The 25,984-nt window shown below is 50.7% G+C and carries 24 protein-coding genes and 1 pseudogene; 20 read left to right on the top strand and 5 right to left on the bottom strand.

The features are described from left to right. Positions 1–164 precede the first annotated feature (164 nt). The 5 genes from pncA to BMZ51_RS04560 all read left to right on the top strand — a co-directional run bounded on the left by pncA (position 165) and on the right by BMZ51_RS04560 (position 7,085). Complete coding sequence (pncA, locus tag BMZ51_RS04580; RefSeq protein WP_068010572.1) at positions 165–791, top strand: bifunctional nicotinamidase/pyrazinamidase; 627 nt, start codon at positions 165–167, stop codon at positions 789–791. After that, on the top strand, positions 788–2,080 hold the full coding sequence (gene pncB / locus BMZ51_RS04575; RefSeq protein WP_068010575.1) for a nicotinate phosphoribosyltransferase: 1,293 nt from the start codon (positions 788–790) through the stop codon (positions 2,078–2,080). Before pncA ends, pncB begins: the two co-directional genes overlap by 4 nt. Positions 2,081–2,193: 113 nt before the next feature. Further along, positions 2,194–3,819, top strand: coding sequence for an FAD-binding oxidoreductase (locus tag BMZ51_RS04570; protein ID WP_068010577.1), 1,626 nt, complete (start codon positions 2,194–2,196; stop codon positions 3,817–3,819). Positions 3,820–3,882: 63 nt separating this feature from the next. Beyond that, positions 3,883–5,550 carry a glycerol-3-phosphate dehydrogenase/oxidase gene (locus BMZ51_RS04565; protein WP_068010578.1) on the top strand — a complete coding sequence of 556 codons (1,668 nt, stop codon included), beginning with the start codon at positions 3,883–3,885 and terminating at the stop codon, positions 5,548–5,550. Beyond that, positions 5,547–7,085: an FGGY-family carbohydrate kinase gene (locus BMZ51_RS04560; RefSeq protein ID WP_068010580.1), complete on the top strand. Its 1,539-nt coding sequence runs from the start codon at positions 5,547–5,549 to the stop codon at positions 7,083–7,085. Before BMZ51_RS04565 ends, BMZ51_RS04560 begins: the two co-directional genes overlap by 4 nt. On the opposite strand, the gene BMZ51_RS04555 is transcribed toward BMZ51_RS04560, so the two are convergent. Further along, entirely contained in the window at positions 7,082–8,344 is a 1,263-nt protein-coding gene (locus BMZ51_RS04555; protein WP_068010728.1) for a malonyl-CoA decarboxylase, read from the bottom strand. The two genes, BMZ51_RS04560 and BMZ51_RS04555, sit on opposite strands and share 4 nt — an antisense overlap. Before the next feature lie 172 nt (positions 8,345–8,516). Between BMZ51_RS04555 and BMZ51_RS04550 the strand changes: the two genes are divergently transcribed. From BMZ51_RS04550 to BMZ51_RS04530, 5 genes are all read left to right on the top strand, one after another. Then, a complete protein-coding gene (locus BMZ51_RS04550) occupies positions 8,517–9,206 on the top strand; it encodes a cupin domain-containing protein (protein ID WP_208979257.1) in 690 nt (229 codons plus the stop codon). Between the two features lie 109 nt (positions 9,207–9,315). Further along, positions 9,316–9,831: a nuclear transport factor 2 family protein gene (locus tag BMZ51_RS04545; protein WP_068010582.1), complete on the top strand. Its 516-nt coding sequence runs from the start codon at positions 9,316–9,318 to the stop codon at positions 9,829–9,831. A 376-nt stretch (positions 9,832–10,207) separates the two neighbouring features. Further along, on the top strand, positions 10,208–10,378 hold the full coding sequence (locus BMZ51_RS04540) for a XapX domain-containing protein (RefSeq protein WP_068010584.1): 171 nt from the start codon (positions 10,208–10,210) through the stop codon (positions 10,376–10,378). Positions 10,379–10,547: 169 nt separating this feature from the next. Further along, the gene (locus BMZ51_RS04535) at positions 10,548–11,126 is read left to right on the top strand and encodes an NADPH-dependent FMN reductase (RefSeq protein WP_082825750.1); all 579 of its coding nucleotides are present in this window, start codon (positions 10,548–10,550) and stop codon (positions 11,124–11,126) included. 461 nt (positions 11,127–11,587) lie between these two features. Further along, entirely contained in the window at positions 11,588–12,238 is a 651-nt protein-coding gene (locus tag BMZ51_RS04530) for a LysE family translocator (protein ID WP_208979256.1), read from the top strand. A 40-nt stretch (positions 12,239–12,278) separates the two neighbouring features. On the opposite strand, the gene BMZ51_RS04525 is transcribed toward BMZ51_RS04530, so the two are convergent. Beyond that, complete coding sequence (locus tag BMZ51_RS04525) at positions 12,279–13,121, bottom strand: alpha/beta fold hydrolase (protein WP_068010589.1); 843 nt, start codon at positions 13,119–13,121, stop codon at positions 12,279–12,281. Positions 13,122–13,671: 550 nt separating this feature from the next. Between BMZ51_RS04525 and BMZ51_RS04515 the strand changes: the two genes are divergently transcribed. Next, complete coding sequence (locus BMZ51_RS04515) at positions 13,672–15,591, top strand: beta-N-acetylhexosaminidase (RefSeq protein ID WP_068010592.1); 1,920 nt, start codon at positions 13,672–13,674, stop codon at positions 15,589–15,591. Between the two features lie 6 nt (positions 15,592–15,597). Here the strand turns inward: BMZ51_RS04515 and BMZ51_RS04510 are convergent, their stop codons facing one another. Both BMZ51_RS04510 and BMZ51_RS04505 read right to left on the bottom strand, forming a co-directional pair. After that, entirely contained in the window at positions 15,598–16,197 is a 600-nt protein-coding gene (locus BMZ51_RS04510; RefSeq protein WP_139201337.1) for a helix-turn-helix domain-containing protein, read from the bottom strand. A 172-nt stretch (positions 16,198–16,369) separates the two neighbouring features. Then, the gene (locus BMZ51_RS04505) at positions 16,370–16,660 is read right to left on the bottom strand and encodes a putative quinol monooxygenase (protein ID WP_068010597.1); all 291 of its coding nucleotides are present in this window, start codon (positions 16,658–16,660) and stop codon (positions 16,370–16,372) included. Positions 16,661–16,977: 317 nt separating this feature from the next. Between BMZ51_RS04505 and BMZ51_RS24670 the strand changes: the two are divergent. Together BMZ51_RS24670 and BMZ51_RS24465 are read left to right on the top strand one after the other, a co-directional pair. Then, positions 16,978–17,142 (top strand): annotated as a pseudogene (locus BMZ51_RS24670) (hypothetical protein); the annotation flags it as partial. Beyond that, positions 17,139–17,315 carry a hypothetical protein gene (locus tag BMZ51_RS24465; protein WP_244271429.1) on the top strand — a complete coding sequence of 59 codons (177 nt, stop codon included), beginning with the start codon at positions 17,139–17,141 and terminating at the stop codon, positions 17,313–17,315. The pseudogene BMZ51_RS24670 and the gene BMZ51_RS24465, both read left to right, overlap by 4 nt. A 38-nt stretch (positions 17,316–17,353) precedes the next feature. Here the strand turns inward: BMZ51_RS24465 and BMZ51_RS04495 are convergent, their stop codons facing one another. Further along, positions 17,354–18,121 carry a GntR family transcriptional regulator gene (locus BMZ51_RS04495; protein WP_068010598.1) on the bottom strand — a complete coding sequence of 256 codons (768 nt, stop codon included), beginning with the start codon at positions 18,119–18,121 and terminating at the stop codon, positions 17,354–17,356. Positions 18,122–18,501: 380 nt separating this feature from the next. Here BMZ51_RS04495 and BMZ51_RS04490 point away from each other — a divergent pair, with 380 nt between their 5' ends. From BMZ51_RS04490 to BMZ51_RS04460, 7 genes are read left to right on the top strand one after another with little or no spacing between them, the layout of a single operon-like run. Continuing rightward, entirely contained in the window at positions 18,502–19,395 is an 894-nt protein-coding gene (locus tag BMZ51_RS04490) for a carbohydrate ABC transporter permease (protein WP_175484998.1), read from the top strand. Beyond that, positions 19,382–20,239, top strand: coding sequence for a carbohydrate ABC transporter permease (locus BMZ51_RS04485; protein ID WP_420848510.1), 858 nt, complete (start codon positions 19,382–19,384; stop codon positions 20,237–20,239). The genes BMZ51_RS04490 and BMZ51_RS04485 overlap by 14 nt, the downstream gene beginning before the upstream one ends. 36 nt (positions 20,240–20,275) lie before the next feature. Then, positions 20,276–21,496: an ABC transporter substrate-binding protein gene (locus BMZ51_RS04480; protein ID WP_068010605.1), complete on the top strand. Its 1,221-nt coding sequence runs from the start codon at positions 20,276–20,278 to the stop codon at positions 21,494–21,496. A 58-nt stretch (positions 21,497–21,554) separates the two neighbouring features. Further along, a complete protein-coding gene (locus BMZ51_RS04475) occupies positions 21,555–22,655 on the top strand; it encodes an ABC transporter ATP-binding protein (protein WP_068010607.1) in 1,101 nt (366 codons plus the stop codon). A gap of 10 nt (positions 22,656–22,665) precedes the next feature. Beyond that, positions 22,666–23,847 (top strand): Gfo/Idh/MocA family protein, encoded by a 1,182-nt coding sequence (locus tag BMZ51_RS04470; protein WP_068010609.1) that lies wholly within the window; start codon positions 22,666–22,668, stop codon positions 23,845–23,847. Beyond that, positions 23,844–24,857: an SIS domain-containing protein gene (locus tag BMZ51_RS04465; protein WP_068010611.1), complete on the top strand. Its 1,014-nt coding sequence runs from the start codon at positions 23,844–23,846 to the stop codon at positions 24,855–24,857. Before BMZ51_RS04470 ends, BMZ51_RS04465 begins: the two co-directional genes overlap by 4 nt. A gap of 20 nt (positions 24,858–24,877) precedes the next feature. Next, a complete protein-coding gene (locus tag BMZ51_RS04460) occupies positions 24,878–25,984 on the top strand; it encodes an SIS domain-containing protein (RefSeq protein WP_068010613.1) in 1,107 nt (368 codons plus the stop codon).

Below are 25,984 nucleotides of genomic sequence, written 5' to 3'. Positions count from 1 at the left end.
ATAACAGTTTTACCGTTCTTCCTCCCTTAATCCCGTATATTTTGCTTGAGTTTGGCCGAGATAATCGCAATATTTTGCGCGGCCCGCTTTGGTGTATCTAGATGCTATCGTGCTTTGCGGCGCGAAGCTCTGGCGTGGCCTCTCAATGCGAACAGGAAACCATAATGACACGACCGTCAAACGCTGCTCTGATTATGATTGATATTCAGAACGATTTCTGTTCAGGAGGGGCTCTGGCAGTGGAGCGGGGCGAGGAGATTGTACCGCTCGTCAACGAGCTGCAAAATGATTTTGCTGTCAAAGTGTTGACGCAAGACTGGCATCCAAGCAGGCACCTGTCCTTTGCACAATCTCATCAAGGCAAAGAGTCCTACGATCTGGTTGGTATGGAGTATGGGCAGCAGGTTTTGTGGCCGACACACTGTGTACAGGGAACCAGCGGTGCTGCGTTCCATGAAGACCTGAAAACCGATGCGGCCGACCTGATAATCCGCAAGGGATTTCGTCCACATATAGACAGCTATTCAGCCTTCTTTGAAAACGATCACACCACGCCCACTGGCCTTGCTGGTTACCTGAGAGAGCGCGGTGTCAAGCAGCTACATATGGCTGGTTTGGCGACTGATTTTTGCGTGAAGTTCTCTGCCATTGATGCTGTGCAACAGGGCTTTGAGGTGGTTGTTCACTTAGATGCGTGCAGAGCGATCGACTTAAACGGCTCCTTGCAGGAAGCTCTGGATGAGATGGCACAGTGCGGCGTAAAGTTTTTTGCTGAGATGACAACACTATGATTGATATAGCTTCCCGCGTGTATAACCATAATTGGAAGATCGATCCAATTGTCCGCTCGCTGATCGATACTGACTTTTATAAGTTGCTGATGGCGCAATCGGTGTTTTTGAACAAGCCAAAGACGCAGGTAACATTTAGCCTGATCAACAGGGCGCGGCATATCCCACTTGCAAAGCTGATTGATGAGCGCGAGCTGCGTGATCAGCTAGATCACATCCGCACGCTTTCCCTCTCGCGAGGGGAGAGTACATGGCTACGTGGCAACATGTTTTACGGCAAGCGGTCCATGTTCCGTGCCGAGTTTTTGGAATGGTTTGAAAACCTGCGTTTGCCTCCTTATCACCTTGAAGTCAAAGATGATCAGTATGAACTGACCTTTGAGGGGGATTGGCCTGCGGTCATGCTTTGGGAAGTTCCAGCACTGGCTGTTTTGATGGAACTGCGCTCCCGTGCTGTGTTAAAAAACATGGGCCGGTTTGAGCTTCAGGTGCTTTATGCCCGCGCGATGACAAAGCTTTGGGAGAAGGTGGAGCGCCTTCGCAAAGTCGATGATTTGTTATTGGCAGACTTTGGAACCCGCCGCCGCCACTCGTATCTTTGGCAGGACTGGTGTGTTCAGGCCATGATGGAAGGGCTCGGCAAGAAGTTTGTAGGTACCTCCAACTGCCTGATTGCCATGCGTCGGGAGGTTGAAGCCATCGGCACCAATGCCCACGAGCTGCCCATGGTGTATTCTGCTCTTGCCAAAAGTGACAAGGAGCTGGCTGAAGCGCCTTATCAGGTGCTGAAGGATTGGCAAGATGAACACGATGGCAACCTTCGGATTATCCTGCCTGACACCTATGGCACGCAAGGCTTTTTAGAACGTGCGCCAAACTGGCTGTCCTCATGGACCGGCATTCGCATTGATAGCGGTGATCCTGTGAAAGGAGCGGAAGCAGCGATCTCATGGTGGAAGAGCTGCGGAGAGGACCCTTCAAAAAAACGCGTTATCTTCTCAGATGGTCTGGATGAGGATATGATCGCGCACTTGCAAAGCAAATTTCGTGGCCGCGTTCGCTGCAGCTTTGGTTGGGGGACGATGCTCACCAACGATTTCCGTGGGCTTGTTCCAGACGATGCGTTGGCTCCGTTCTCACTGGTCTGCAAAGCCATCTCCGCAGATGGAAAGCCAACTGTTAAGCTTTCTGACAACCCGAATAAGGCTATGGGACCTTCGAGCGAGATCGAGCGTTATAAGAGGGTTTTTGGAGTAGGTGAGCAGGTAAGCCAGCAAATTATCGTGTAAGCCAGCTTGTTGGTCTTCCAAGCAAAATGGTCCAATTGCATAGTTTCCCCCAGGGTAATCTCTGTGTAGCATCCGTTAAGCAGTACAAATCATGCTTTTAGGGGGCAAGCACAATGAGAAGATGGAACGGTTGGGGCGATGACACGCACCAGACGGAATTGGCAGATTTTGCCAAGGCGCTTATTGCAGAGCTGTTAGGTCAAACCCGCCCTTTACCAAATGCGAGCCTGCAGGAGGTCGTGCAGAGCGTTCCTCAGACACGTGCGCCCGACCATCCTCTTATTGATAAGTCACCTGAAGTTCGCATCAAACATGCAGCTGGTCAGAGTTTTTCGGACTGGATCCAAATGCGCAGTGGCGTGTTTACAAACATCCCTGATGCAGTTGCTTTTCCTGAAACGTCTCGTCAGGTCCGTGAACTCATGGATTGGGCGGCGCGTAAAGACCTTATCCTCGTACCTTACGGTGGCGGCACCTCAGTTGCTGGCCACCTTGCTTGCCCGGTCAATGATAAGCCACAAATCACCGTTGCGCTGACACGTATGAACCGTATGCTGGACTTTGATCGGGAAAGCCAGATTGCAACCTTTGGTGCCGGTGTACGTGGACCCGATCTCGAGGCTCAGCTGGCAGCTATTGGCTACACTTTGGGCCACTTTCCGCAAAGTTTTGAGCTTTCCACCGCTGGCGGTTGGGTTGTCACACGCTCCTCCGGGCAGCAGTCTTTGCGCTATGGCCGTATCGAGCAACTCTTTGCTGGAGGTACGCTGGAAACGCCAAATGGCACCTTGGAAATTCCAAGCATCCCTGCATCCTCCGCTGGGCCTGACCTGAGAGAAATAGTGCTCGGATCGGAAGGCACTCTAGGGATTTTGACCGAGGTAAAGCTGCGCGTTACACCACTGGCTGAAGCCGAGCAGTTTTATACCGTTTTCATGCCAGATTGGGAAAGTGGTGTCGCAGCTATCCAGGCGATTACCCAAGGCCGTATTCCGCTTTCAATGATGAGGTTAAGCAACGCCACAGAAACCGATGTGAGTTTGAAACTGGCAGTGCCAGAAAACAAGCTTTCCAAGCTGAACATGCTCTTTAAATTGAGGGGGCTGTCTGAACAAAAATGTATGCTGACATTCGGCCTGACTGGCTCAAAAAAGCAAGTTGCAGCAAACTATAAGTTGGCAAATACGTTTTTGAAGCAGCACGGAGGCAAACGCATCTTTTCCGCCATGCTTGGTGACAAATGGAAAGAGGGCCGCTTCAAAGGGCCTTATCTGCGTGACGCACTTTGGGAGCACGGGGTGGGAGCTGACACCTTTGAGACAGCAATGGACTGGTCCGCCTTGCGCCCCTACATCAACGTGGTTGAGCAAAACGTAAGCAACGCGCTAAAGGCACAGGGCATCCCTGTCTTTGCCTTCACACATCTTTCTCATGTCTACCCGCAAGGTTCCAGCGCTTACACAACCTACTTGTTCCCGCTGGCAAGCAGCTATGAGGAAACGCTGCAGCGCTGGAAGATCATCAAGAAAATTGCCTCAGATACAGTTGTTGCGCACGGCGGTACAATTAGCCACCAGCATGGTGTCGGGCGCGACCATGCCCCCTACTTGCCTGCTGAGAAGGGAAAGCTGGGCATGAGTGCGTTGAAAGCGCTTAGCAAAAGCTTTGATCCAGATAGTCGCATGAATCCCGGCGTTTTGATTGCAGATGATACAGCGAGCACAAGGGAACAAGCCTAGCTCCATTCACCAAGGCATTTCAATAGGTTTTGGATAAAGCATATTGCTTGAGAGGAGGCGACCATGGGGACGCTGGGACAAAACTACAGGCATGAAAAGCTGGAAGCTCTGGCCAAGCGGGAAACGCCATGGGACATGGTGGTGGTTGGTGGCGGAATTACTGGCGCTGGTGTTGCGCTTATGGCGGCAAGAGCTGGTCTTGATGTTTTGCTTTTAGAAAAGCGTGACTACGCGTGGGGGACGTCCAGCCGGTCCTCCAAGATGGTCCATGGGGGGTTGCGTTACCTCTCTCAAGGAGACTTCAGATTAACGCGGGAGTCTGTGCGCGAACGTGAGCGGCTACTGTTAGAAGCGCCGGGGCTCATTGAACCCCTGAATTACATCTTCCCATTTCGAGAAAAACAGTTCCCAACACGCCGTGCCTTCCAGATCCTTTTGAATATTTACGGGTATTTTGCGAAGAAACGCGATCACAAATTCTTAAACCGGGAGCAAACAATAGCTGCGTTGCCTGGCCTTTTTGAAGAGGGTTTGGTGGGCTCTGCTCAATACTCTGATGCGGTGACTGATGATTGTCGGTTGGTCCTGCGGGTCTTGGCGGAGGGCAAGCAACATGGAGCGACGACACTCAACTATGCGTGCGTGAAGACGATTAAATCTGACGGTGATGGTCTGAAGTTGCTTGAAGTTCACGACCAAGAGTCAGGCAAGAGTTTTAGTGTTTCCAGCAGGACGGTCGTGAATGCCACTGGTGTGTGGGCGGATGATCTCAGAAGTCAGCTGGGCAAGGCGAAGCGTGTGCGCCCCTTACGTGGTAGCCATATTGTAGTTCCGTCCTGGCGGTTGCCGGTGCACCAGTGCCTGACCTACCTTCATCCACGAGATAAACGTGGCGTATTCGTCTACCCGTGGTTTGGGCGAACAGTCATTGGCACGACAGACTTAGATCACACTGCAAACCTTGATCTGGAAGCCTCAATTACACCGGAAGAAGTGGTGTATCTTCTTGAGGGAGCCAACCACAACTTTTCAGGAACGCAACTCACTGAAGCCGATGTGGTGTCTACGTGGTCCGGTGTGAGACCAATTGTGGGTGACGAGAAGGTTGATCCCAAAGATCTACACCCCTCCAAGGCCAAGCGAGATCATGTTGTATGGGATGATGAGGGGACCATCACAGTCACTGGCGGTAAACTAACAACATTTCGCGTGATGGCGCGCCAGGTTTTGGAAAAGAGCACTGAGTATCTGCCGCACTTGGACATGTCGCAGCTGGGCGAACATGTGTTTGCGCCTGAGACCTCTATGCCAGATTCAAAAGTATTTGCGGCGTTGTCAGAGGCAGAGAAGAAGCGCCTCAAAGGTTACTATGGTACTGATCTTGAGGCTTTAATTGCAACAACCTCTGAGCAGGCCTTATCACGCACTTGCGGGATCAGCTACCTTTGGGCTGAGCTGGAATGGGCCGCAATGCATGAAGACGTCGTGCATTTGGATGATCTTCTTTTGCGTCGGACGAGAATAGGCTTGGTGTTATATGAAGGCGGCAAAGCACTTACCGGTGAGCTTGAAGCAGGCCTGCGAGACAAGTTGGGGTGGTCAATGGAAAAATGGCAGGATGAGTGGTCTAGATACCAAAAGATATGGCAGGACCACTACAGCTTGCCAGTGAGCGGAAGCACTAACGTTCAAGAGGGTGCACAAGTCAACCAAGAGTTGGTTGCAAAATGACGGAGACATTGCTCGCCATCGACTGCGGCAGTCAAAGCATTCGTGCGCTTCTTTTCACACCTGATGGCACACTTCTGTCAAAAGTACAAAAGCCAATAACCGAGTACCGCAGCGAAAACCCGGGTTGGTCAGAGATAGATCCACTTGTGCTATGGGAGCTCTTGGGACGGTGTTGCCGTGAACTGTGGGAATGTGGAGAGGATCCGGCGGCGGTCAAAGCGATGAGTGTCACCACGCAGCGTGGCACACAGATTGCTGTCGATGAAAGAGGGATACCTTTGCGTCCTGCCATCACATGGATGGATGAGCGTATTGAGGACCGTCAAAAACCGCTCCCGCTGCTTTGGAGGACGATCTTTGGTGCAGCTGGCCTGAGCCGATCTATTATGAGCGTGCGCAGTGAGTGCGAAGTAAATTGGATTGCAGTGAACCAGCCTGACATCTGGAAGAAAACCTACAAGTTTTTGCAGGTATCTGGGTATCTCAATTACAAACTAACAGAGCTTTTTCGTGATTCATCTGGGGCGCAGGTTGGCTACGTTCCCTATGACTACAAAAAGCAACAGTGGGCTGGGCCATCTCACTTTCTCTGGAAACTGTTCTCTTTCAAGCCAAGCCACCTTCCAGAGCTTGTGGAGCCTGGCAAACCTATCGGGAAACTGAGTGCGGAGGCTGCGCAACATACCGGCCTGCCAGAAGGATTGCCCGTTGTGTCAGCAGCAGCTGACAAAGCCTGCGAAGTCGTGGGATGCGGCGCGACTGATGCAACCGTCGGGTGTTTGAGCTATGGCACCCGAGCCACCGCAACCATTCACTCCCCAAAATACTTTGAGGTCGAGCGTCCCCTGCCGGCTTATGCAGGTGGTCTCCCTCGTATGTTTACACCAGAATCCTCAGTTATTCTGGGCTATTGGATGGTGAACTGGTTCAAGGAAGAGTTTGGCCACCCAGAACAGGAAAAAGCAAAAAAAATTGGCAGTCCTGTCGAAGTTTTCTTCGATGATCTGCTCAACAGTACGCCTCCCGGATCACATGGCTTGACCCTATTGCCGAAATGGGGCCGTGATAACGGGCGGTCCACACCGGTTAAAGGTGCGATCATCGGGTTTGGTGATGTTCATACCAGAGGACATATTTATCGGGCGATTATTGAAGGAATTACGCTGGAATTACGCCGTGGCCTTAAAAAGATTGAGCGTAAAAGCGGAGAGAAAATTAAGATACTGCGCGTGTCTGGCGGCGGATCGCAATCGGACGCAATCATGCAAATCACAGCCGATATCTTCGCTCTTCCAACCGAACGTCCTCATACCTTTGAGACAGCAGGTCTTGGCGCAGCAATAGCCGCGAGTGTTGGTGTGGGCATCCACCCTGACTTTGATCACGCGATGCAGGCGATGACCCGGCAAAACGAAGTGTTTCAGCCAGACCCTAAAACAGTACAGCTTTATAGGAAGCTGTTCAAATACGTGTACCTGCCAATGCCAGCGAGGCTCGCGCCGCTGAACAAGGCAATCAGAAGAATAGTAGGCTAGGAAGGGGCGGTCTTGGGTGGTGATGAAACTTGTCCGCTTCCCGCTTTGGCAAGTGCTTGCACACGCTTTGACGCTACGATTTCCTTCTGATTGGCAAAGACTTCATGGTTCTGCGAAATCTTCTTGAGGTCGTACAAGTAGTTAACCATCACACCGGCTGACTGCTTCCTCCCATTCTCTGAGGTGTCTGCATTGGCGTGCACATCATGAACCAAAGCGCCGTTATAGAGGTGGAACCGCGCAACAGGGTCAAAGGGTATGTTGTCTTTTCGCTTTGCCTCAAGAAGGTAAGAGGCGGCCAACTCTTCAAGCGCCTCATCACTCTCCGGCAAATCGATCTCTTCTTTTGTCGCCCATGTGCAAAACGTTGGGAGCGGGGAAAGTGTCACGAAGGTATTCAGTTGCTCTAGTTCACGAGAAAGGTCCTGAACCACTTGTTTGATGAGGGAGTTACCAAAAGAGACGCCTGCTAACCCGCCCTGACAGTTTGAGATTGAATAGAAAACTGCGGTATCCACGTCCTCAACGGGCACAATGCTTCGCTCTTTACCAAGCACGCCTTGTATAGAGGCAGGAATACCTTTCGTGAGCGCGACCTCCACAAAAATCAGCGGTTCATCAGGTAACGAGGGGTGAAAGAACGCAAAGCACCGGCGATCCTCCGGTTGCAAGCGTCGGCGTAAATCGTCCCAGCTATCAATCGCATGCACGGCTTCGTAAGCAATGATTTTCTCTAAAATTTGTGCAGGGCTTTCCCAGCTAATCGGCCGTAAAACCAAAAAGCCACGATTGAACCAGGAGTTGAACAGGTGCAGTAAGTCCAAATCGGTTCTGGCAAGATCAGGCTGCTCTTTTAAAAGACCAAGCAAGTCCTTGCGCATGTGTACGAGCTGATGGGTAGCCCCAGGAACCTGATTGAGCCGTCTGGCAAGCTCCTGTCTTTTTGGCTCGGCAGCAATAACCAGCTCCCTATAGTTTTCTTCCGATTTCTCACTCTTATAGGCTGCAACAACCCGTTCCAGTTCAGACGGATCAATGTCCATCTCACTGTTCAGGAACTCAAAGAACACACGTTTGCCTGCAAGGTCGGATGTGGCATATCCATCTAAAATCTGGTGAGCGATAGCAGCCCCGGAGATATCGCCTTGACTGCTCATAAGCGCAGTACAAAGTTCGCTGAGAGGCCGTTCGTCTTGTTTGCCCATAAACACATAACGTCGATCAAATAGTGTAGAAAGCAAGTCTGCCAGCAGGCTCATGATAAAACATCCAGATGTTGCTTGGTGCAATGCGCATTTGTGTAGCGCTGGAAGCCTAACAAGGGATCGCAAAGAACGATATGCAACAAAACGCTTAACATCGATGCGATCGCTGTTAGCATTGCAACACATATAAATGACTGATTACAGGGCATAACCTGAGACAAGTAGGATGGATACAGCAGTGAAGATCAACGGTGATTTTTCAAAACGGGTGGTAGAGCTGAGCGACGATATCCCCTGGGTCGAATCTCCGATGAAAGGTGTAGAGCGCAGACCACTTGATCGATTGGGGGAAGAGGTTGCACGTGCCACTTCTGTCGTAAGGTTTTCTCCAGGAAGCCATTTTTCAGAGCATATTCACACTGGAGGGGAAGAGTTTTTTGTTCTGGAAGGTGTGTTTCAGGATGAGCACGGGGATTTTCCGACAGGCTCGTACATCCGCAACCCACCTCAATCCAAACATACCCCAGCCTCGGAAGAAGGCTGCACCATTCTCGTTAAACTGTGGCAGTTTGATTTGCAGGACCGAACACATGTGCGCCTCGACACAACCACTCTGGAGCATTCAGAAGACCCTGAACGAAAAGGTGTTTTCGTTTTACCCTTGTTTAAAGATGAAAGAGAGTGCGTGTTCATTGAGCGCTGGAACGCGAAGGTGAGCCATAGTGTTGAGGCAACAGGGGGCGTCGAAATTTTTGTGTTGGAGGGAACGATCATAGAAGCTGGAGAAGAGCTGCCAAGAAATGGCTGGCTTCGGGTTCCAGATGGATATGACCTCAAACTGAGGGCAGGTGACGAAGGGGCCAAACTCTGGATTAAATCCGGGCATCTGCGCTATGTTACAGTTCCAAATCAGTAGGACGAGGCATCGACGCGATTGCGCGTTGTACCTGCTTGGTTGAGAAAGAAAAAGTACTTTTAAACGAGCAGCTGGTGTGACCCGCGGTCCACCGGAGTTGGGGGATAGAATGCATATTTTTTTGTTTGCAGTGGCAAGATCACTGATATTTTGCATGGGTGCATTGGTTATAAGCGCAGCGTCCGTTTTAGCTGGCGAGGTTACGGATTTCTCTGAGCACTTAAAAGAGCAGGATAACCAGCTGTTCTCTATCGGCTTTAATACTTGTGATATCGACGTTTTTGATCGTTTGGTGAGTGACGATTTTGAGTTTTTTCACGATCAGGGCGGTGTTTTGTACACGAAAGAAGCCTTCATAGCCTCTGTTAAAACCGGCATCTGCTCGTTGGATTATCGGGCAGAGCGGCAGCTTGTTGAAGACTCCATAGAAGTTTATCCTCTCTATCAGGATGGGGAGATTTACGGTGCAATTCAACGAGGTGCCCATGTGTTCCTGGCTCACCATACAAACGGTACGGTCAAAATCACATCAAAGGCGTTATTTACGCACCTTTGGCGGCTGGAAGGCGAAAGCTGGAAGTTACATCGTGTCTTAAGCTTCGCCCATGAAAGCCCTGAAACTTAACGGAACTTGATAGGCCGTACGCAGGCTTATAGAGCGCAACACATTAAACTATCCTGCGGTAACATGTCTGCGGATAAGACAAACTTCTGTATTCATTAGAGAAATTATAAATTACAGTGCGGCAACTGCGCACATTTCGTACAAAGTCACTGCAAATTTTCTTTGAATTGCGCTAAGTTAATTGACAGGCCAGTAGGGGTGTCCTACTTAGCGGCCTTCATTATTTCTACAGGATCTATGCTAGCGAACAGATAATACAATTCGTTCATGCCCCGGGAAGAGTAATTGGTCATGAGCGAACACTGCAATGCAAGCCTGTAGTTTAAAGAACCACCGAGTTTTCTGAACAACAATGAGAAAATCACCAGGAGACCATATGACCGAGCTGCTTCTATCCACATTTGCAGGATTCGTTATTGGCGCAATTTTCACCGCGATCAAACTTCCAATTCCCGCTCCGCCAGTTCTATCTGGTTGCGTAGCTATTCTCGGTGTCTGGGGTGGTCATCAGGTGATGCAACAGGTTACAGAGCGCTTTTTCTCCTAATGCAATGATGTGTTCTTGCAAGAGAACACGCGGCAGGACAAAGGCTTAACGCTGATTATCGTTCTTAAAATCAAGCGGCGCTGAGTTTCAGTGCCGTTATTTTTTTGCTTGCATTATAAAGAAAGTAAACTGTATATAAAAACATAAATATTTTCATATGGAGTTTCCCATGAACATCCTTCTTATCTCTGGAAGCACCAGAAAAGGCTCATTGAATAAAAGCCTGCTGGAAGCTGCTGCCGAAGAGGCGCATAACTTAAAATATTCAATTACGACCCTACCCGATGAACTGGCTTCCTTTCCGTTGTACCATGCAGAAATCGAAGGGGACGCGGCAAACCAGAAGCAGCTCACCTCGTTGAGGCAACATATTGATGCTGCGGACGTAATCCTTATCTCATCGCCAGAATACAATGGCTTCCATAGCCCGCACCTGCACAATGTGTTTACGTGGGCCTCCAGAAAGGAAGCAGGAAAGACCACTTCAGTCCTTGAGGGAAAAGTCGTTGGTTTGCTCGGAGCTGCACCAGGACCATTCGGGGGCGTCAGGATGCTTCCACGACTGTCTTCGTTTGCTGGCGATCACGGGTGTTGGGTACATCCAAGATACGTTGCTGTCGGCAATATGGGTTCCAGATTGAATGACGCAGGACAGCTCACCTGTGATGAAACACGGCAAAAGCTGCGTAATTTGATCGGTGAAACCTGCCGAATGGCAGAGCCTGTGCAGCAGCTGGAACCAGCCTAAGCATCAATCAGAGCATTAAGAATGAAGAAACCCGGCTTCAGCTTGAGCCGGGTTTTTTTATGTCCGCGTGATCATGATGAAAGCAAACTGGCTAAATGATAGGCAGTGCCTAGGTGCTTTTTAGGAGGCTCTGAAATCTGAGTTATATAGAAATACCTATAAATGCCATTTGCTTACATATATTTGCACCTGTCTGTAATTTTTGGCACGCCCCTTGCTAACCTAGGTTAGACAAGTTTTGCGCAAACAATGTGCGGAGAGGGGCAGCTAAAGGAACTCACAAAGCCACGTAGGAGAGGCGGGGCCTATGCTTTGGCTTAAGGCGAGTGAATTTCTGATCCGCACAGGAAGGGGAGATGGGTATCATCAGCCGTCTCCCCTTCATAGCCCTTTCCAGTTTGCGTGGCTGTGTGCGTTGGTTTGCGATACCTGCGTGTTTCCTGCGTTGAATTGGAGAAGTCGTGGAGTTTTGGTCCTCTTTTGATAGCACTTTGGTGTTCGGGTTTATCGTCACATTTATGGCGCTCAACTTCACACCCGGTCCTGCGGTACTCAAGGTGGTTGGAGATAGCCTGTCAAACGGTATAGGAAAAACCCATGCCAGTATGGCGGGCGTGTTTGGAGCAAACTTGATGTATGCGCTTCTCGCTGCTGGAGGCATGAGTGCGCTGCTGCTTTCTTTCCCGGTTCTGTTTGAAACCGTGAAATGGATTGGCGTAGCTTATCTATTGTACCTTGCATATGGTTCATTCAAAGCAGCGTTCACCTCGTCCTTAGGAAAGGCAAAAAAACAGAAGCAAGCATCGGCAATGAGATTGTTTTTTACGTCCTTTGCAATGCAAGGGGCGAATCCAAAGTCTGTTTTGTCGTTTGGTGCCATGCTGCCGGTGTTTGCAGGCGAGGGGGATGGTGTGGCATTGCGAATGATGGCGCTGGCGGTCTTTAACATCGCCTTGGAATACCCAGCGCTGCTGTTCTACGCCTACCTTGGGACCAGAGCTCATAAATTTGCCGTTTCTGCACGTTCCGGAGCAGCAATGGACGTATTTGCAGGAACAGCCCTTGCAGGTGCTGCCTATATGATTTCCAAAAGCACTCTAAAAGCAAACTGAGCTTTTCAAGTCAGCAGACCTGGCAAAACCTCGCGTTGTGTCAGTGATTGAGAAACCTAAGTGCCTTTTCGTTAAACAACGCGGGATTTTCAAACATCAGGAAATGACTTCCGCCGTCTTCTTCGCTCACCACTTCAAGCGCAGCCTGTGGAATGCAGTTGGCGATAAACTCTTGTGAAGCCAGTGGATGAATACTGCCCGCACCAGCAAACACCAGTGTGGTCTGACTGATATTGGGGAGGAAGGATCGCCAGTCTTGCACAATGTTGTTTTCGATCAGCGCAGCGGCGTATTCTCGGGGTAATTTTAGGTTCTCAGTTGCAAGCTTTTGTAGATCGGCGTTCCCCACCTTGGCGGTGAACATGCTGCGTATGATGCTAAGATGATCCTCAATGGTATCGGTGGCACGAATGCGGGTTAGTAGGTCGTCAAGTGTTTCCAAAGAGCTAATGACAGCGCCAGCCTGTGATATCTGCTTTTGTGTCCAGGAGGGGCGGGCAAGGAGCGCGGCGGGCTGATCAATAAAGATCAACCGGCGGGGTGGATTGGTCGTGCCAAACATGTCCAGATAAGCCCAGACGATCGCGACGGAAAGCGAATGAGCGACAATGTCAAACTCCGTTAAACCCAGCGCCTCCACAACGTCGAGAAGGTCCTTGGCCATGCGCTGTATCCGGTACCCATCCGAAGGTTTTTGAGAGTCACCATGGCCTCTGTTATCAAGGGCATAGACGGTGTGGGTTTGAGCAAAATCACGAAATTGCCTGTCAAAAAGTGTTGCTGCCTGTGACCATCCACCCATCAGGAGAACAGCTGGTCCGCGTCCGCCTGTAAGGTAGGATAAGGTAACCCCGTCGCGGGTCTGCACGCATTTGCGTTCCATCCTTTGTAAAGCTCCTTTTCGCAAAAGGTATGCAAAACACCTAATCAAACGAATGATCTTAGGCGCAAACCCGAAAGCAGGACGGATGCAACTTTAAAGGACACCTATGAATAAGTGGTCCTAGACTCTGCTGGGTCTAAGGTGGACCAGCAAGGCAAAGGCAAGCTGCTGTCCAAAGGGAGAAAGAGTGAAGATACGATCATTGCCGTTTGCATAAAAACAGATTGGCGGCCAGACACTTACAAAATCAAAAGCGCAGGACAAAACCGAACAACAAAGCCATTATGTGAAGCATTCAATGGGTGCTTTAAAGCAAGAATGAGGTAATCCTGAAGATAGTACCAATCTACATTTCAAAACTTATTTGCGTGGCAAGGTGTTGACAGCTCCAGTCAACCAGACGTTATCTTAGGGCTTGCCCGCCAAATCGTGAAGCTCATACGTAAAGTCAGGAAATAAGATAATTCAATAAGTTACCTCATTCCTAGGTACGAGTGACGCACAAACCATTCAGTTTTAAGTTCTTCGAAATTGGTAAGGAGTAGAGCCCGTGGAGACCGCCGACTATACCGATGTCGAAATCAATCTGGAGACATGGATAGGTGTCGATCGGCACGTACACTGCATTCTCTCAGCCAAGTGTGACGTGCCTCTAACCAACTACACGCTATGCTTCAGCATGCTTGCCCCGTGTGAGGTGGTTGCAGGTACTAGCGTTGTAAAGACGGTTGCGGGATACAGCGAGCTACGCTTTGAAAACGATGTGTTAGGCACAGGGCAGGCGTTGGGGTTTGCGCTCAAATATAGGGGCAATATGACCCCATCCAACCGCAGCTGGTTACCTAAAGGAGCTTACCTGCGCACAGATACCGGCACAATTTTGCCAGTTCATATTGCGCCACGTGGTCTGGATGAGACCTACACCACAAAGCTTCCTCAGCGCGATCCAGACATGACGTCACAGAGCCTAATGCTTGTGCCAGAACCTGAAAGCTGGAAACCTGTGGGCGGGCATACCAATGTCTCTGCTGGGTTTCAGCTTGATAAATCCTGGGAGGAGGCAGATCATATCGACTGCGCTGATGCAGTGGAGGCACTGGCAGGCAGAAACAACATTGGTCCGTTTGTATCTCGTGCAGGCGTTCCCCTCCAGCTGTCACACAAGGAGGCGCTGGCACACGATGCTTACGAGCTCCTCATCTCTGAGAGAGGCGTTAAACTGCACACTGGCGGAAGCGCCGGTACGTTTTACGGGTGCATCTCTCTGTTAAACCTCAAGCTGTTGTATGATGGTGTGATCCCGTGTGGCTATATCTCTGATTCACCACGCTTTGAATGGCGAGGTCAGCATCTGGATTGTGCGCGCCACTATTACGACCCGGATAAACTGCTGCACCTGCTTGATCTGATGGCCTTGCTCAAGCTCAACCGCTTTCACTGGCATTTTTGTGATGACGAAGCCTTCCGCCTGGAAGTTGAGAGCTACCCTGAGCTTTGGCAAAACTCCGGTATGCGCGGGGAAGGGCGTCTGGTTCCCGGCATTTATGGCGCAGCCGATGGCCCTCAGGGAGGGACCTATTCTCTCGTCTTTGCAAAACACCTGGTGGAGCATGCAAAGGCTATGTTTATAGAAGTCATGCCAGAAGTTGAGGTGCCTGCGCACTCGTGGGCCGTGCTGCAGATCTATCCAGACCTGCGCGATATCGACGACCAAAGCAACGAAACCTCAATTCATGGCTACCAGAACAACACCATCAACCCGGCGCTTCCACAAACCTGGACCTATCTGGAAACCCTCCTCAAGGAAGTTGCGGGCATTTTTCCCTTTGCGCATTTGCACCTTGGCTGTGATGAACGTCCACCGGATGCCTGGAGGAAGTCACCAGCTGTTGAGAGGCTGAAGGCCGATCAAAACTTGGAAACCCAAGATGATGTACAGGGCTGGATGATGGAAAAGCTGGGGGCCTACACCCGCTCGCTGGGCGTTCGCCCTGCTGCATGGCAGGAGGCTGCTAAAGGTGCGAATGCTGGCATAAATAACGACGCGATTTTGTTTTCATGGACACAGCAAGGCCCGGGCTTGGAGGCAGCCCGCTTGGGGTACTGCGTGGTCATGACACCAGCCGCCCACGCGTATTGGGATATCGCGCCATCGGGCAACCTCAACGAGATTGGAGCCAACTGGGCAGGCATCACCTCTCTAGCAGATAGTGTGAACTGGGACCCGGTGCCGGAAAATGAACCAGAACTGGAAGGCACGATCATAGGCGCACAAGGGTGCTTGTGGTCCGAGGCCGTCTTGCAAGATGCGAATATGGAAACGATGATGGTACCGCGCATTCTTGGTATCGCGGAGGTTACTTGGGCTACACGCTCCAACAAACCAGATGCCGCCCGCATTGAGGAAAAAGCAGCCTGTTTCAGCAAGCTCTTCGGCGCCATTGGCTGGCACCAGGATGTCAGAGACTGACCCGGTTCATGTCTGAGGTTTGCAGCTGTGGGCCTTTCTAAATTCCGTTGGCGTATATCTCGTAATTTCTCGAAAAGCCCTATTAAACGCCGAAAGGGAAGAGTAGCCTACCGCACCAGCGACTTGGATCACTTGGCTGTCGTCCTGACTAAGTATTTCGATTGCTTTGATTATGCGTAGACGCCGCAAAGACTGTGACCATGTCATCCCTAGCTCTTCTGCATACCGCCGCAGCAAAGTGCGTTCTGAGACATTGGCGGCAGCCGCCACCTCTTTGATTGTTATCGGTTGATCCAAAGTAGTCTCTGTAAAACTTATCGCTTTTTGAAGAGACTTATCTTTTACCTTTGGACGCCACACATCGCTGGGGAAAGCTGCCAGATCAGCGCAGATTTGCAAAAGTGCGGTGAAAAAAGTTTCAGCCTTATGATCCCAAGTTGTACCTTCAGGACCCCCGCGGGCTGTATATGCAATCATCTCACGGGCTAATGCTGTCATTGTAAAAACAACAGTCTCATCGGGAAATGATATGCCCCTCGCTTTGGTGAACTCCTGCTCCAGCAACACCGAGCAGGATGTAACCCGATAAGGTATGTCTATTTCCAACTCCGTTCCCGCAGGAATCCAAGCAGCAAAAGACGGCGGCAGAGTCCAGCACCGCCCCTCTACTCCCAGCCGAACAGCACCGTGGATGGCATAGAGAAGATAATCACGATCAAACGTAACTCTCTTAGGCTCTGTTGGTGTAAATTCACGGTAAAAACAATAGGCTGGTACGTTAGTGTTCAGAGTGGTCAACCTCTGCAATTGTGGTTTTTGGAGGTTCAATCATCATCGGTTTCAGATGTTTTCCCAGCAATGTAAAAAATTCACTTCCGCGATAAACATCAAACGCCTCCTGCGATTTCCAGTGCTGTAAAATTACAATTGCACCGTTATTGCTACTATACAAATCATAGCTTTCACACCCATCCAATCGGCGCACGTCTAGAGCTTGTGTCTCAAATATCTTTTGAGCCCTCGCAACATCATTCAAATGAAATTTGGCTTCAATACTAATGAGTTTCATGCTGTTTCTCTTTGTAAAATAAACAGGAATGCCTCAGAGAAGCAATATTTCCTACGCTCTGAAGCTGATAAGATTTACTCTAGTAACTTGAAGTAGGTCGATCTTGCCTGATTTCGCCAATTGCGCGCTTCAATCTGCCAAAAACCAAATGCGCACGATTAGTTACTTGCCGTTTAGTCTAAGTTGAAGTCAGAAATAGCTATATATAAAAATTTCGGATGTGAAATAATAAGGCTACAGAGGTATTTTGAACAACTCTGATTCAAACAGAAACCCTGCTGATATTGAGATAAGTACGGCCTAAAGCTCTAAGCGCCTTGACCACCGGCTTCAGGTTCTTTTTCACCTTCTGCGAAAAAGCCTCCAGGGGGGATAATGATCAATTGGCCCTTGTCCAATCTCTGGCAGATAGTGTGATCTGGGATTCGGTGCCGGAAAATGAACCAGAATTGGAAGGCACGATCATAGGCGCACAAGGGTGCTTGTGGTCCGAGGCCGTCTTGCAAGATGCAAATATGGAAACGATGATGGTACCGCGGAGGTCACTTGGGCTACGCGCTCCAACAAACCAGATGCCGCCCGCATTGAGGAAAAAGCAGCTTGTTACAGCAAGCTCTTCGGCGCCATTGGCTGGCGTCAGGATGTCAGAGACTGACTCGGTTCATGTCTGAGGTTTGCACCTGTAGACGGGTGCTAAGCATTGCGTAATTCAGCAACAAAATCATAAATATCGCCGCGATAGACACCCGTTGTCAGCTCAATCACGCGCCCGCTCGGCAAGTATGCAGTGCGGTCAATATAAAGCGCAGCATCGCCCTCGCTCACTTCCAGCAACTGGGCTTGTTCCGGTGTTAGTTTGCAGGCGGAAATACGCTGTATAGCGCGGGAGGGACGGATGCCATCAACAGACAGTTTTTCGTAAAGGGATGTCTCAATGCATGATGGGTCTGGAATAAACTCCGTGGACAATGAGCTGGTCTCAATAGCCAAGGGAATACCGTCAGCCCGCCTTAATCGCGTGATGCGGGAAATCTGCCCGCCAGAGGGGAGCCCAAGAGCAATAATCTCCTCAGGCGAGGGCAAATAAATGCCGCAGGACAATGTCTCAGAAGAAGATGCTTTCCCGCGTCGGTGCATGTCCTCTGTAAAGCTGGTTAAAGCCGAAAGGGACTGCTCCAGCCGCTTCATTTGCGGCGCGACAAAGGACCCCGACCCGCGGCGCTGCACCACCAATCCATCCATGACAAGCTGAGAGATCGCTTTTCGCACAGTCACGCGTGACAAACCGGTAAGCGTTGCCAGCTCCCGCTCGGCAGGCAGCGTTGTTGCAGCTGCCAGACGGCCATCTTTAATGGCAGCTTCAAGGTGGCGGTAAAGCTGTAAATACCGAGGTCCACCACTGCGCTGTTGCCAAGATGTTGCTGAGAACAGGTCTGTCTGATTGTCGTCTTGTGCGCTCATTCTGCTTATCTTTATCCGAATTCCAGATATCTATAATACCTTTTTGATACCAATGCAAAAACATACCTATTGAATACCAATGTAAAGCGCACATCTGTTTTACTAGGAATAAACCCAAATTTGCACGGCTTGAGCGCTGAAATTAGAAATATTTCACAGACAGTGGTTAGTATGTGGACAAATGGAATTGTTTTGGTATTATTTTTGGGAGCTCGTTAAATTACGTCATGCATTAATCCGGGGGGTGAGTGCATGAAAGCGTAAGTGCGAGGTGGGGACCTGTACTTTGCAGGAATTGGGGAGAGCGCATGACGACTGCGTCAGGTGAGCTGCTGCCGTATGAAGGCGCGAGCGGTGGTTCCACAAAACAAAAACAAGGGATGCTCAAAGGGCTGTTACGCTCACAAGCATTCTTCGCATGGATGTTGATTGCTCCAGCAGCTTTATATCTGATGATGATCGTTGCATGGCCGCTGGTAGAAACAATCCGCTTGTCCTTTACCAACGCCAACATCGGCGGTGAAAGCTACATCGGCACAGCCAACTACGAGAAACTGCTCAGCTCTCGCAAGTTCAGCCAGACAGTTTCCAGAACGTTCTACTGGATGTTCCTGTCCGTCTCTTTCAAGATCATTTTTGGTCTAATCGGCGCGACCTTGCTCAATGCAGCGATCCCAGGGCGCGCAATCTTCCGCATGCTGGTGATGCCGCCATGGATTGTTCCCATTGCGATTGGTTGTTTTGGCTGGCTCTGGCTCTATAACGGCCACTTCGGCATAATTTCTGGTATGCTGCAATATGTAGGCATTCTGGATGGACCCTTTGAGTTCCTCGCCTACAAAAACAGCGCATTCTACTCTGCTGTTATAACGGATGTATGGGTTGGCCTGCCAATGGTCACCATCTTCATGCTGGCCGCGATGCAGGGCGTGCCGCGAGATTTGTATGAGGCAGCTTACGTGGATGGCGCATCGCGCTGGTATCGTTTCCGCCGCATCACTATTCCGCAAATCCTGCCAGTGATCATCACCATGTCGATCCTTTCGATCATCTGGACGTTCAATTCCTTCGAGATTATCTGGATTCTGACCGAGGGTGGGCCGCGCAGCGCAACCACAACGCTGATCATCGACACCTACAAGATGGCAATTGCAAACTTCAAGTTCGGGCAGGGTGCTGCCCGTGCCGTGATTGTTGTGTCTCTGCTCTCGGTATTCTCACTGGTCTACCTGTTTGCACTCCACCAGATCAAAAAACGCTTTGGGGCAGTTTAAGATGATGGATCGCTACTCACTGCCACATAAGGTGTTTCTCTACATCTGCGTTGCAATCTTCCTTGGTTTCATTCTGCTGCCTTTCTTTGAGATGTTCATGACCTCTTTGAGGCCTTTGGAGCACCTGTTCCGCTCGCCCTATCAGTTCTGGTCAGATGACTTTTCGTTCAGGGCCTATGCCCAGATGTGGGAGACTGTTCCCATGCTGCCGCGCTACATCGCCAACAGCATGTTTATCTCCCTGTCGGTCACAGCACTGGCCTTGCTTTTCATCATTCCCGCAGCCTACGCCTATGCCCGGTTTGATTTTAAAGGCAAGTCCATCAGCCTCGGCATCTTTTTGGCTGTAAACATGTTTTCCGGTGCGGTCCTGCTTATTCCGCTCTACAAGCTGCTGAGAAATTACGGCCTGCTGAATACATATTTTGCAATGATTGTTCCAGGGGCAGCTTTTCTGGTCCCTATGGGGATCTGGCTGCTTAAATCGTATCTGGAAAAGATCCCGCGTGAACTGGAAGAAGCAGCGTTTATGGATGGCGCAAGCCGCCTTTACACCCTGCGCCGCGTCGTGCTGCCATTAGCCGTGCCGGGCCTGATTGTGGTCGGGGTGGCTGTGTTCCTGTCTGCCTACGCACAACAGTTCCTGTTTGCAATCACATTCAACTCCGTCAAAGACTACATGCCTCTGCCAGCGGGCATCCTTGAGTTTATTGGCTATCAGTCAGTCAAATGGAATGAGATGATGGCAGCAAGCATCGTTGGAATACTGCCCGTACTTGTCATTTTCTTGTTTTTGCAACGCTACCTGGTCGCTGGCCTTACAGCTGGTGCAATCAAGGAGTGATTTTTGAAATATCATTGGTTACTGGGAGGATAAACCATGAGAACTAAACTGCTATTTGCAATGGCTGCTGGAGCAGCTGCACTGATTACCGCATCTTCTGCACAATCAGCAGAACTTCATTTCATCCGCTGTGGGGACGACGGTCTGGATGCAGATCGAAAAGTTGTTGCCGCATTCGAGGCCGCTAATCCCGGTACAACGGTAAACATGGAAAGCCTTCCATGGGGCACGTGTCAGGACAAATCGCTGAAATTAGCATCTACGGGTAGCCCGCCTTCCGTGTCCTATATGGGTTCACGTACGCTCAAGCAGTTGGCTGACAACAACCTGATCGTTGATGCTAAGATCTCTGAAGAACAGCAAAAAGCCTATCAGCCGGGTGTTTTGAACACCGTAAGCTACCGTGAAAAGTTCTGGGGCTTCCCGCGTGCGTTTTCAACCAAAGCTTTGTTCTTGAACTGCGATGTTTTTGAAGAAGCGGGACTTGCGTGTGAAGCACCAAAAACATGGGATGACATGTACGCGGCTGCGAAGATCATCAAGGACAAAACCGGTAAGGCTGGCGTTGGCCTCACTGGCAAAGACTTCGACAGCACCATGCACCAGTTCCTGATCTACCTGTATTCCAACGGTGGTCAGGTGATTGATCCGTCCACCAACGAGATTACGCTGGATTCCAAAAATACACTGGAAACGCTTAAATTCTACGGCAAACTGGTAGATGTTTCTCAGGATGGCCCAACCGCGTTTGAACGTACACAGGTGCGCGACCTGTTCAACGACAACAAGGTTGCCATGTACATTGACGGACCTTGGGGTCGTGGTCAGCACAAGGAAGGCATCAATACGAAAGTTGCGCCAGTTCCTGCTGGACCAAGCGGCGTAAGTGGTACACTCCTCATCACCGACTCCCTCGCAGTCTTCAAAGGCTCCGGTCATGAAGATCTGGCGATGGAGTTTGCGCGCATGATGACCACTGGTGAGAGCCAGTACTCTCTTGATAAGCCTGAAGGTTGGGGCCTGACACCAATCCTGAAATACGAAGAGCTCGGTGTTGAAAAGCCATACTACATGGATGACCCATATTGGGCGGTCTTTATCGAATCCATTCCAAACGGTGGTCCTGAGCCGCTCTTTGTTGATTACAAAGCAATGCAGTCTGTCATGAACACGATGATTCAGGGCATCCTCCTGAATGACGATACGGCTGAAAACCTGGTGGCTATCGCTGCTGAAGAACTTGAAGAGTTCAAATAGAGAAACCCGGAGAGGCTGGTGACAGCCTCTCCCTGTTCATCAGTACAAGAAGATAGATATGGCCACGCTTCAGCTCAAAAATATTGTAAAATCATTTGGACCAACAACTGTCCTCAAAGACGTCAATCTGGCAATTGAGGATAAGGAATTTGTTGTATTTGTTGGCCCCTCTGGCTGCGGAAAGACAACATTGTTGCGGATCGTGGCTGGTCTGGAAGAGGCAACACAAGGCTCCATTCTGATTGATGACGAAGATGTCTCGTATGCCCATCCAATCGACCGTGGAATTTCCATGGTATTTCAGAGCTATGCACTTTATCCGCACCTTACTGTCTATGAAAACATTGCCTTCCCGCTGCGTGTCGCAAAACGCCCGGAAGCCGAAATTAAGGAACGCGTGAACAAAGCCGCATCCATCTTGCAGCTGGAAGAGCGCCTGCAGTTCAAACCTGGCCAGCTTTCAGGTGGGCAGCGCCAGCGTGTCGCCATTGGTCGCTCCATTGTGCGCAACCCAAAGGTGTTCCTGTTTGATGAGCCGCTGTCTAATCTGGACGCGGCCTTGCGCGGTGACATGCGCGTTGAGCTTTCAAAACTACACAGAAGCCTCGACACCACTATGATCTACGTGACACACGATCAGGTAGAAGCCATGACCATGGCTGATCGCATTGTGGTGCTGAACGGCGGTGTTGTTGAGCAGTGCGGCACCCCGATGGACCTATACTTGCACCCACGCAACAAATTCGTCGCCGGTTTTATTGGCCATCCCAAAATGAACTTCATCCCCGCCATCGTCAGCCGCGTTGAGGCACACATGCTTCATGTGCAGCTCAAAGATGGTGGCACCATGAGCATCGCCATTGAGACCACGGGCCTTATGGCTGGCGACAATGTCGATGTTGGCATCCGTCCTGAGCATGTGCAGCTGGATGAGAGCGGGCCAATAAGCATGGAAGTGGACGTATTGGAGCGCCTTGGTGCATCCTCCATTGCCTACGGAAAAGTGCAAAGCAACACCACGTTTTGCGCAAGTTTGCCGGGCTTGGCAGATATAAAGGAAAACTCCACGATTAATCTGAGTGTAAAGCCGGAGGATGCCTACGTCTTTAACAGCAAGGGTGAAGCACAAAAGCGTTTGACTGTGCTGGAACTGGCCTAGGAGGAATGCGATGCGGATCGTCACCGTTGGTTTAGGATTGCGTGCTGTCAGTGTTTTAGAACGTCTGCAGGCTCATATGCCGGAGGCGGAAGTGGTGGCCTATGTAGACCCAACCCCCTACCAGAAGACCACTCATAAAAATCACGAGGCTCTCAAAGCCTATGACACTCTTGAGGACATGCTGGCAAATGAGGAAGCTGATCTGCTGTTTGTCGGCTCTCCTAACCACTTGCATCTGGATCACATCCGCACTGGCTTGAATGCTGGCATTCGCATCTTTGCAGAAAAGCCTGTCGTTATCTCCATGGATGAAACCATGGAACTGGCGCAGCTGCTCTCCAAGCATGGCGCAGATCAGGTATTAGTCGGCTTGGTGCTACGCTACGCACAACATGCAAGAGATTTACGAGCTGCACAAGCTGCTGGGCTGATCGGAGAGGTTGTTTCCATAGAGGCCAATGAGCATATCGCGCCCTATCACGGGGCGTTCTTCATGCGCGACTGGCGTCGGTACACCAAGTATTCGGGCGGTTTTATGCTGGAAAAATGTTGTCACGATCTAGATATCTACAACATGGTAACTGGCTCTCGCCCGATCCGCGTCGCCAGCTTTGGAGGCCGAAAATCCTTTATACCAGACAATGCTCCAGCAAGAGATGTCGATACGCAGGTGTATCACCAAAAAGAATCCATCTGGGAGGCAACGCAGGACCCGTTCTTATCCGATGGTGACATTGTCGACCACCAGACGGCAATCTTGGAATACGAGAGCGGCGCGTCCATGGCGTTCCATACCAACATGAATGTGCCCGATGAGCAGCGCCGGTTTTGCGTGATGGGAACCAAAGGCATGGCTGAAGGGGACTACGTACGCGGCTACCTAAAAGTAACTCAGGCTCATAGTCGCAACACAGTGGTAGATGAGGACTACACCAAATCTATAGACCGTCCCGGCGCTCACTACGGCGCAGATGATATGATGTGCCAGGACCTTTGTGCTTATTTGCGTGGTGAATTGAAAAGCCTGCCAGTTTCTGTTGTCGATGCATTGGAAGCAGGCGTCGCAGCGCTTGCGCTGGATCAGGCGCGCATGAGCAAACAAGTTGTCGACCTCACGTCATACTGGGAGAAGTTTGACAGTTTCAATCTGCGTGGAGGTACAGCGGCAACAAACACGGCGGAAGCGGTATGACAACAAAACACCCGGGCGCGTTGATGCGCGCAGAAATTGATCAGGCAATCCCTGCTTTTGCGGCGGGCTTGCGACAAACACTTGTAGAAGTTGCACAGGCTGTAGACCTGTCTGCCGTCGATGCGTTTTACACCATCGCCCGTGGCAGCTCTGATGCCGCCGCCAATCTGATTTCCTATGAGTTTATGGCGCAGTTAAATAAGCCAGTCACAACGCTGCCGCCCTCCGTTTTCAGTTTGGGCAGTGGGTTGCAGCTGGGGAATGTAGCAGCCCTTATTGTCTCTCAATCTGGCGCAAGCAAGGATCTAATCCGTGCCGCAATCGGGTTCAGGGCAGGGGGCGGAAAAACAATTGCCATCACCAATACAGCCAACTCCCCATTGGCTGACGAAACGGATGCTTGCATCAACATCAATGCCGGAATTGAACAAGCGGTTCCGGCGACCAAAACGGTCCTGTGCACCGTTGCAACTAGTATGGCTTTGCTAGCCGCTCTCAAACCAGAGTATGCGCAGGAATGCGAAACGGCTGCAAAAGCAATGCTTGCAAGCGCCAATGCAAAATCCACGCAAGGCGATCTTCTGGTTGAAGCCTTGAAGGAAACCCAGAATGTTTATGTCATCGGGCGCGGATGTGGTTTGGGGGCTGCTCATGAGGTGGCGCTCAAGCTGAAAGAGACCGCAGTAATCCATGCAGAGGCCTATTCAGCCGCAGAGGTGCTTCATGGTCCATTGCAACTGGCAACCAAACCGCTGACCGTAATCATTCTGGATACGGGCGAAGATGTGAGTCTGGAAAGCCTGAGCGTTGCACAAACCTGTTTTAAAGCGGTGGGGGCAAATGTGTTCCGCCTTACTCCGGGTGATATCGGGGCACAGGGACTAACGCCAGCTGCAAGTGCCGCTATGCTGCTAAGAATTATGTATCCGGTTATTTTAGAAATTGCGCTTCAAATGGGGTTAGACCCCGACCAGCCTGAAACTCTTTCTAAAACGACTGTAACTATCTAAATATACAAGGGAATGTCTTAATGGTCGATCTGACCAAATGGGCCACTACGCGTGAAATTCAGGCGCAGCGGGAAATCTGGACCAACTGGGGCAATCACCTCTCAAACTCCATTGAGGAGTTGCGTGAGTGGGTTATGGCATCTGGTGCAACACAAGTTTGGTTCTGTGGAGCTGGAACCTCAGCCTATATTGGCGATGTGGTCAGCCGCGCGTTGGACGCCACTTCGGTCCTGCCATTGCGCTCTGTTCCCTCAACAGACCTTGTCAGTGCACCGCAGGCCTTTCAGCGCAAAGGCGTCGTCCCTCTCGTTGTTTCCTTCGGGCGTAGTGGAAATTCAACGGAAAGTATCGGCACCTTGGACCTGCTCGATGCTGTGTTCCAAAATGCCCCGCGCCTGAACATCACCTGCAATAAAGATAGCGCTCTGGCGACCCGGAAACCAGCATCTGGAGCGGCTCAAAAGACGATCATCTTACCGGAGCAATGCCACGATAGCGGCTTTGCCATGACCTCCAGTTTCACAACCATGGTACTGACCGCGCTCTGCGTGTTTGGGCAGGAAAACCCCGAAAAAATTGCGAAAAATATGGAGGAGCTGGGCCAGGCAGCAGAGATGGTGATTGCAGCAAGTGACCATCTGGCGCAGCAACTGACAGCACCGCAACGCGCCGTATTTGTCGGTTCAGGACCACTTATGTTTGTGGCGCGTGAAAGTGCGTTGAAGGTGATGGAGCTGGCAGCGGGGCAAATTCCTGCAATCTGGGAAAGCTCGCTGGGCTTTCGCCACGGCCCCAAGTCTTTTGTGACGGCGGGAACCAAAGTCTTCCTGTTTATTTCCAACAACCCTCATTCTCGAAAGTACGATCTGGATCTGGCAGCTGAAATCAAAGCTCAGTTTGGGAAGGACACCCTTCTGACCATCGGCAACACCAATGACGCGGATATACGCATTCCATGCCTGCTTGATGATGGCTGGACCTCGGTTCTAAACGTTCTGGTGGCTCAGTGGCTGGGTATTTTTTGGGCCGAGGAACTTGGGTTGAATGTCGACAATCCGTTTGAAGGGCAGGGCACACTGACGCGCGTTGTCAGCGGTGTCAAACTCTATGCGCTGGAAGAGGTCTGA

Source organism: Pseudovibrio axinellae, assembly GCF_900110875.1.
Lineage (GTDB): Bacteria > Pseudomonadota > Alphaproteobacteria > Rhizobiales > Stappiaceae > Pseudovibrio > Pseudovibrio axinellae.
Note: the sequence above shows the minus strand (reverse complement) of the source record. Positions and strands in the feature narration are given on the sequence as shown.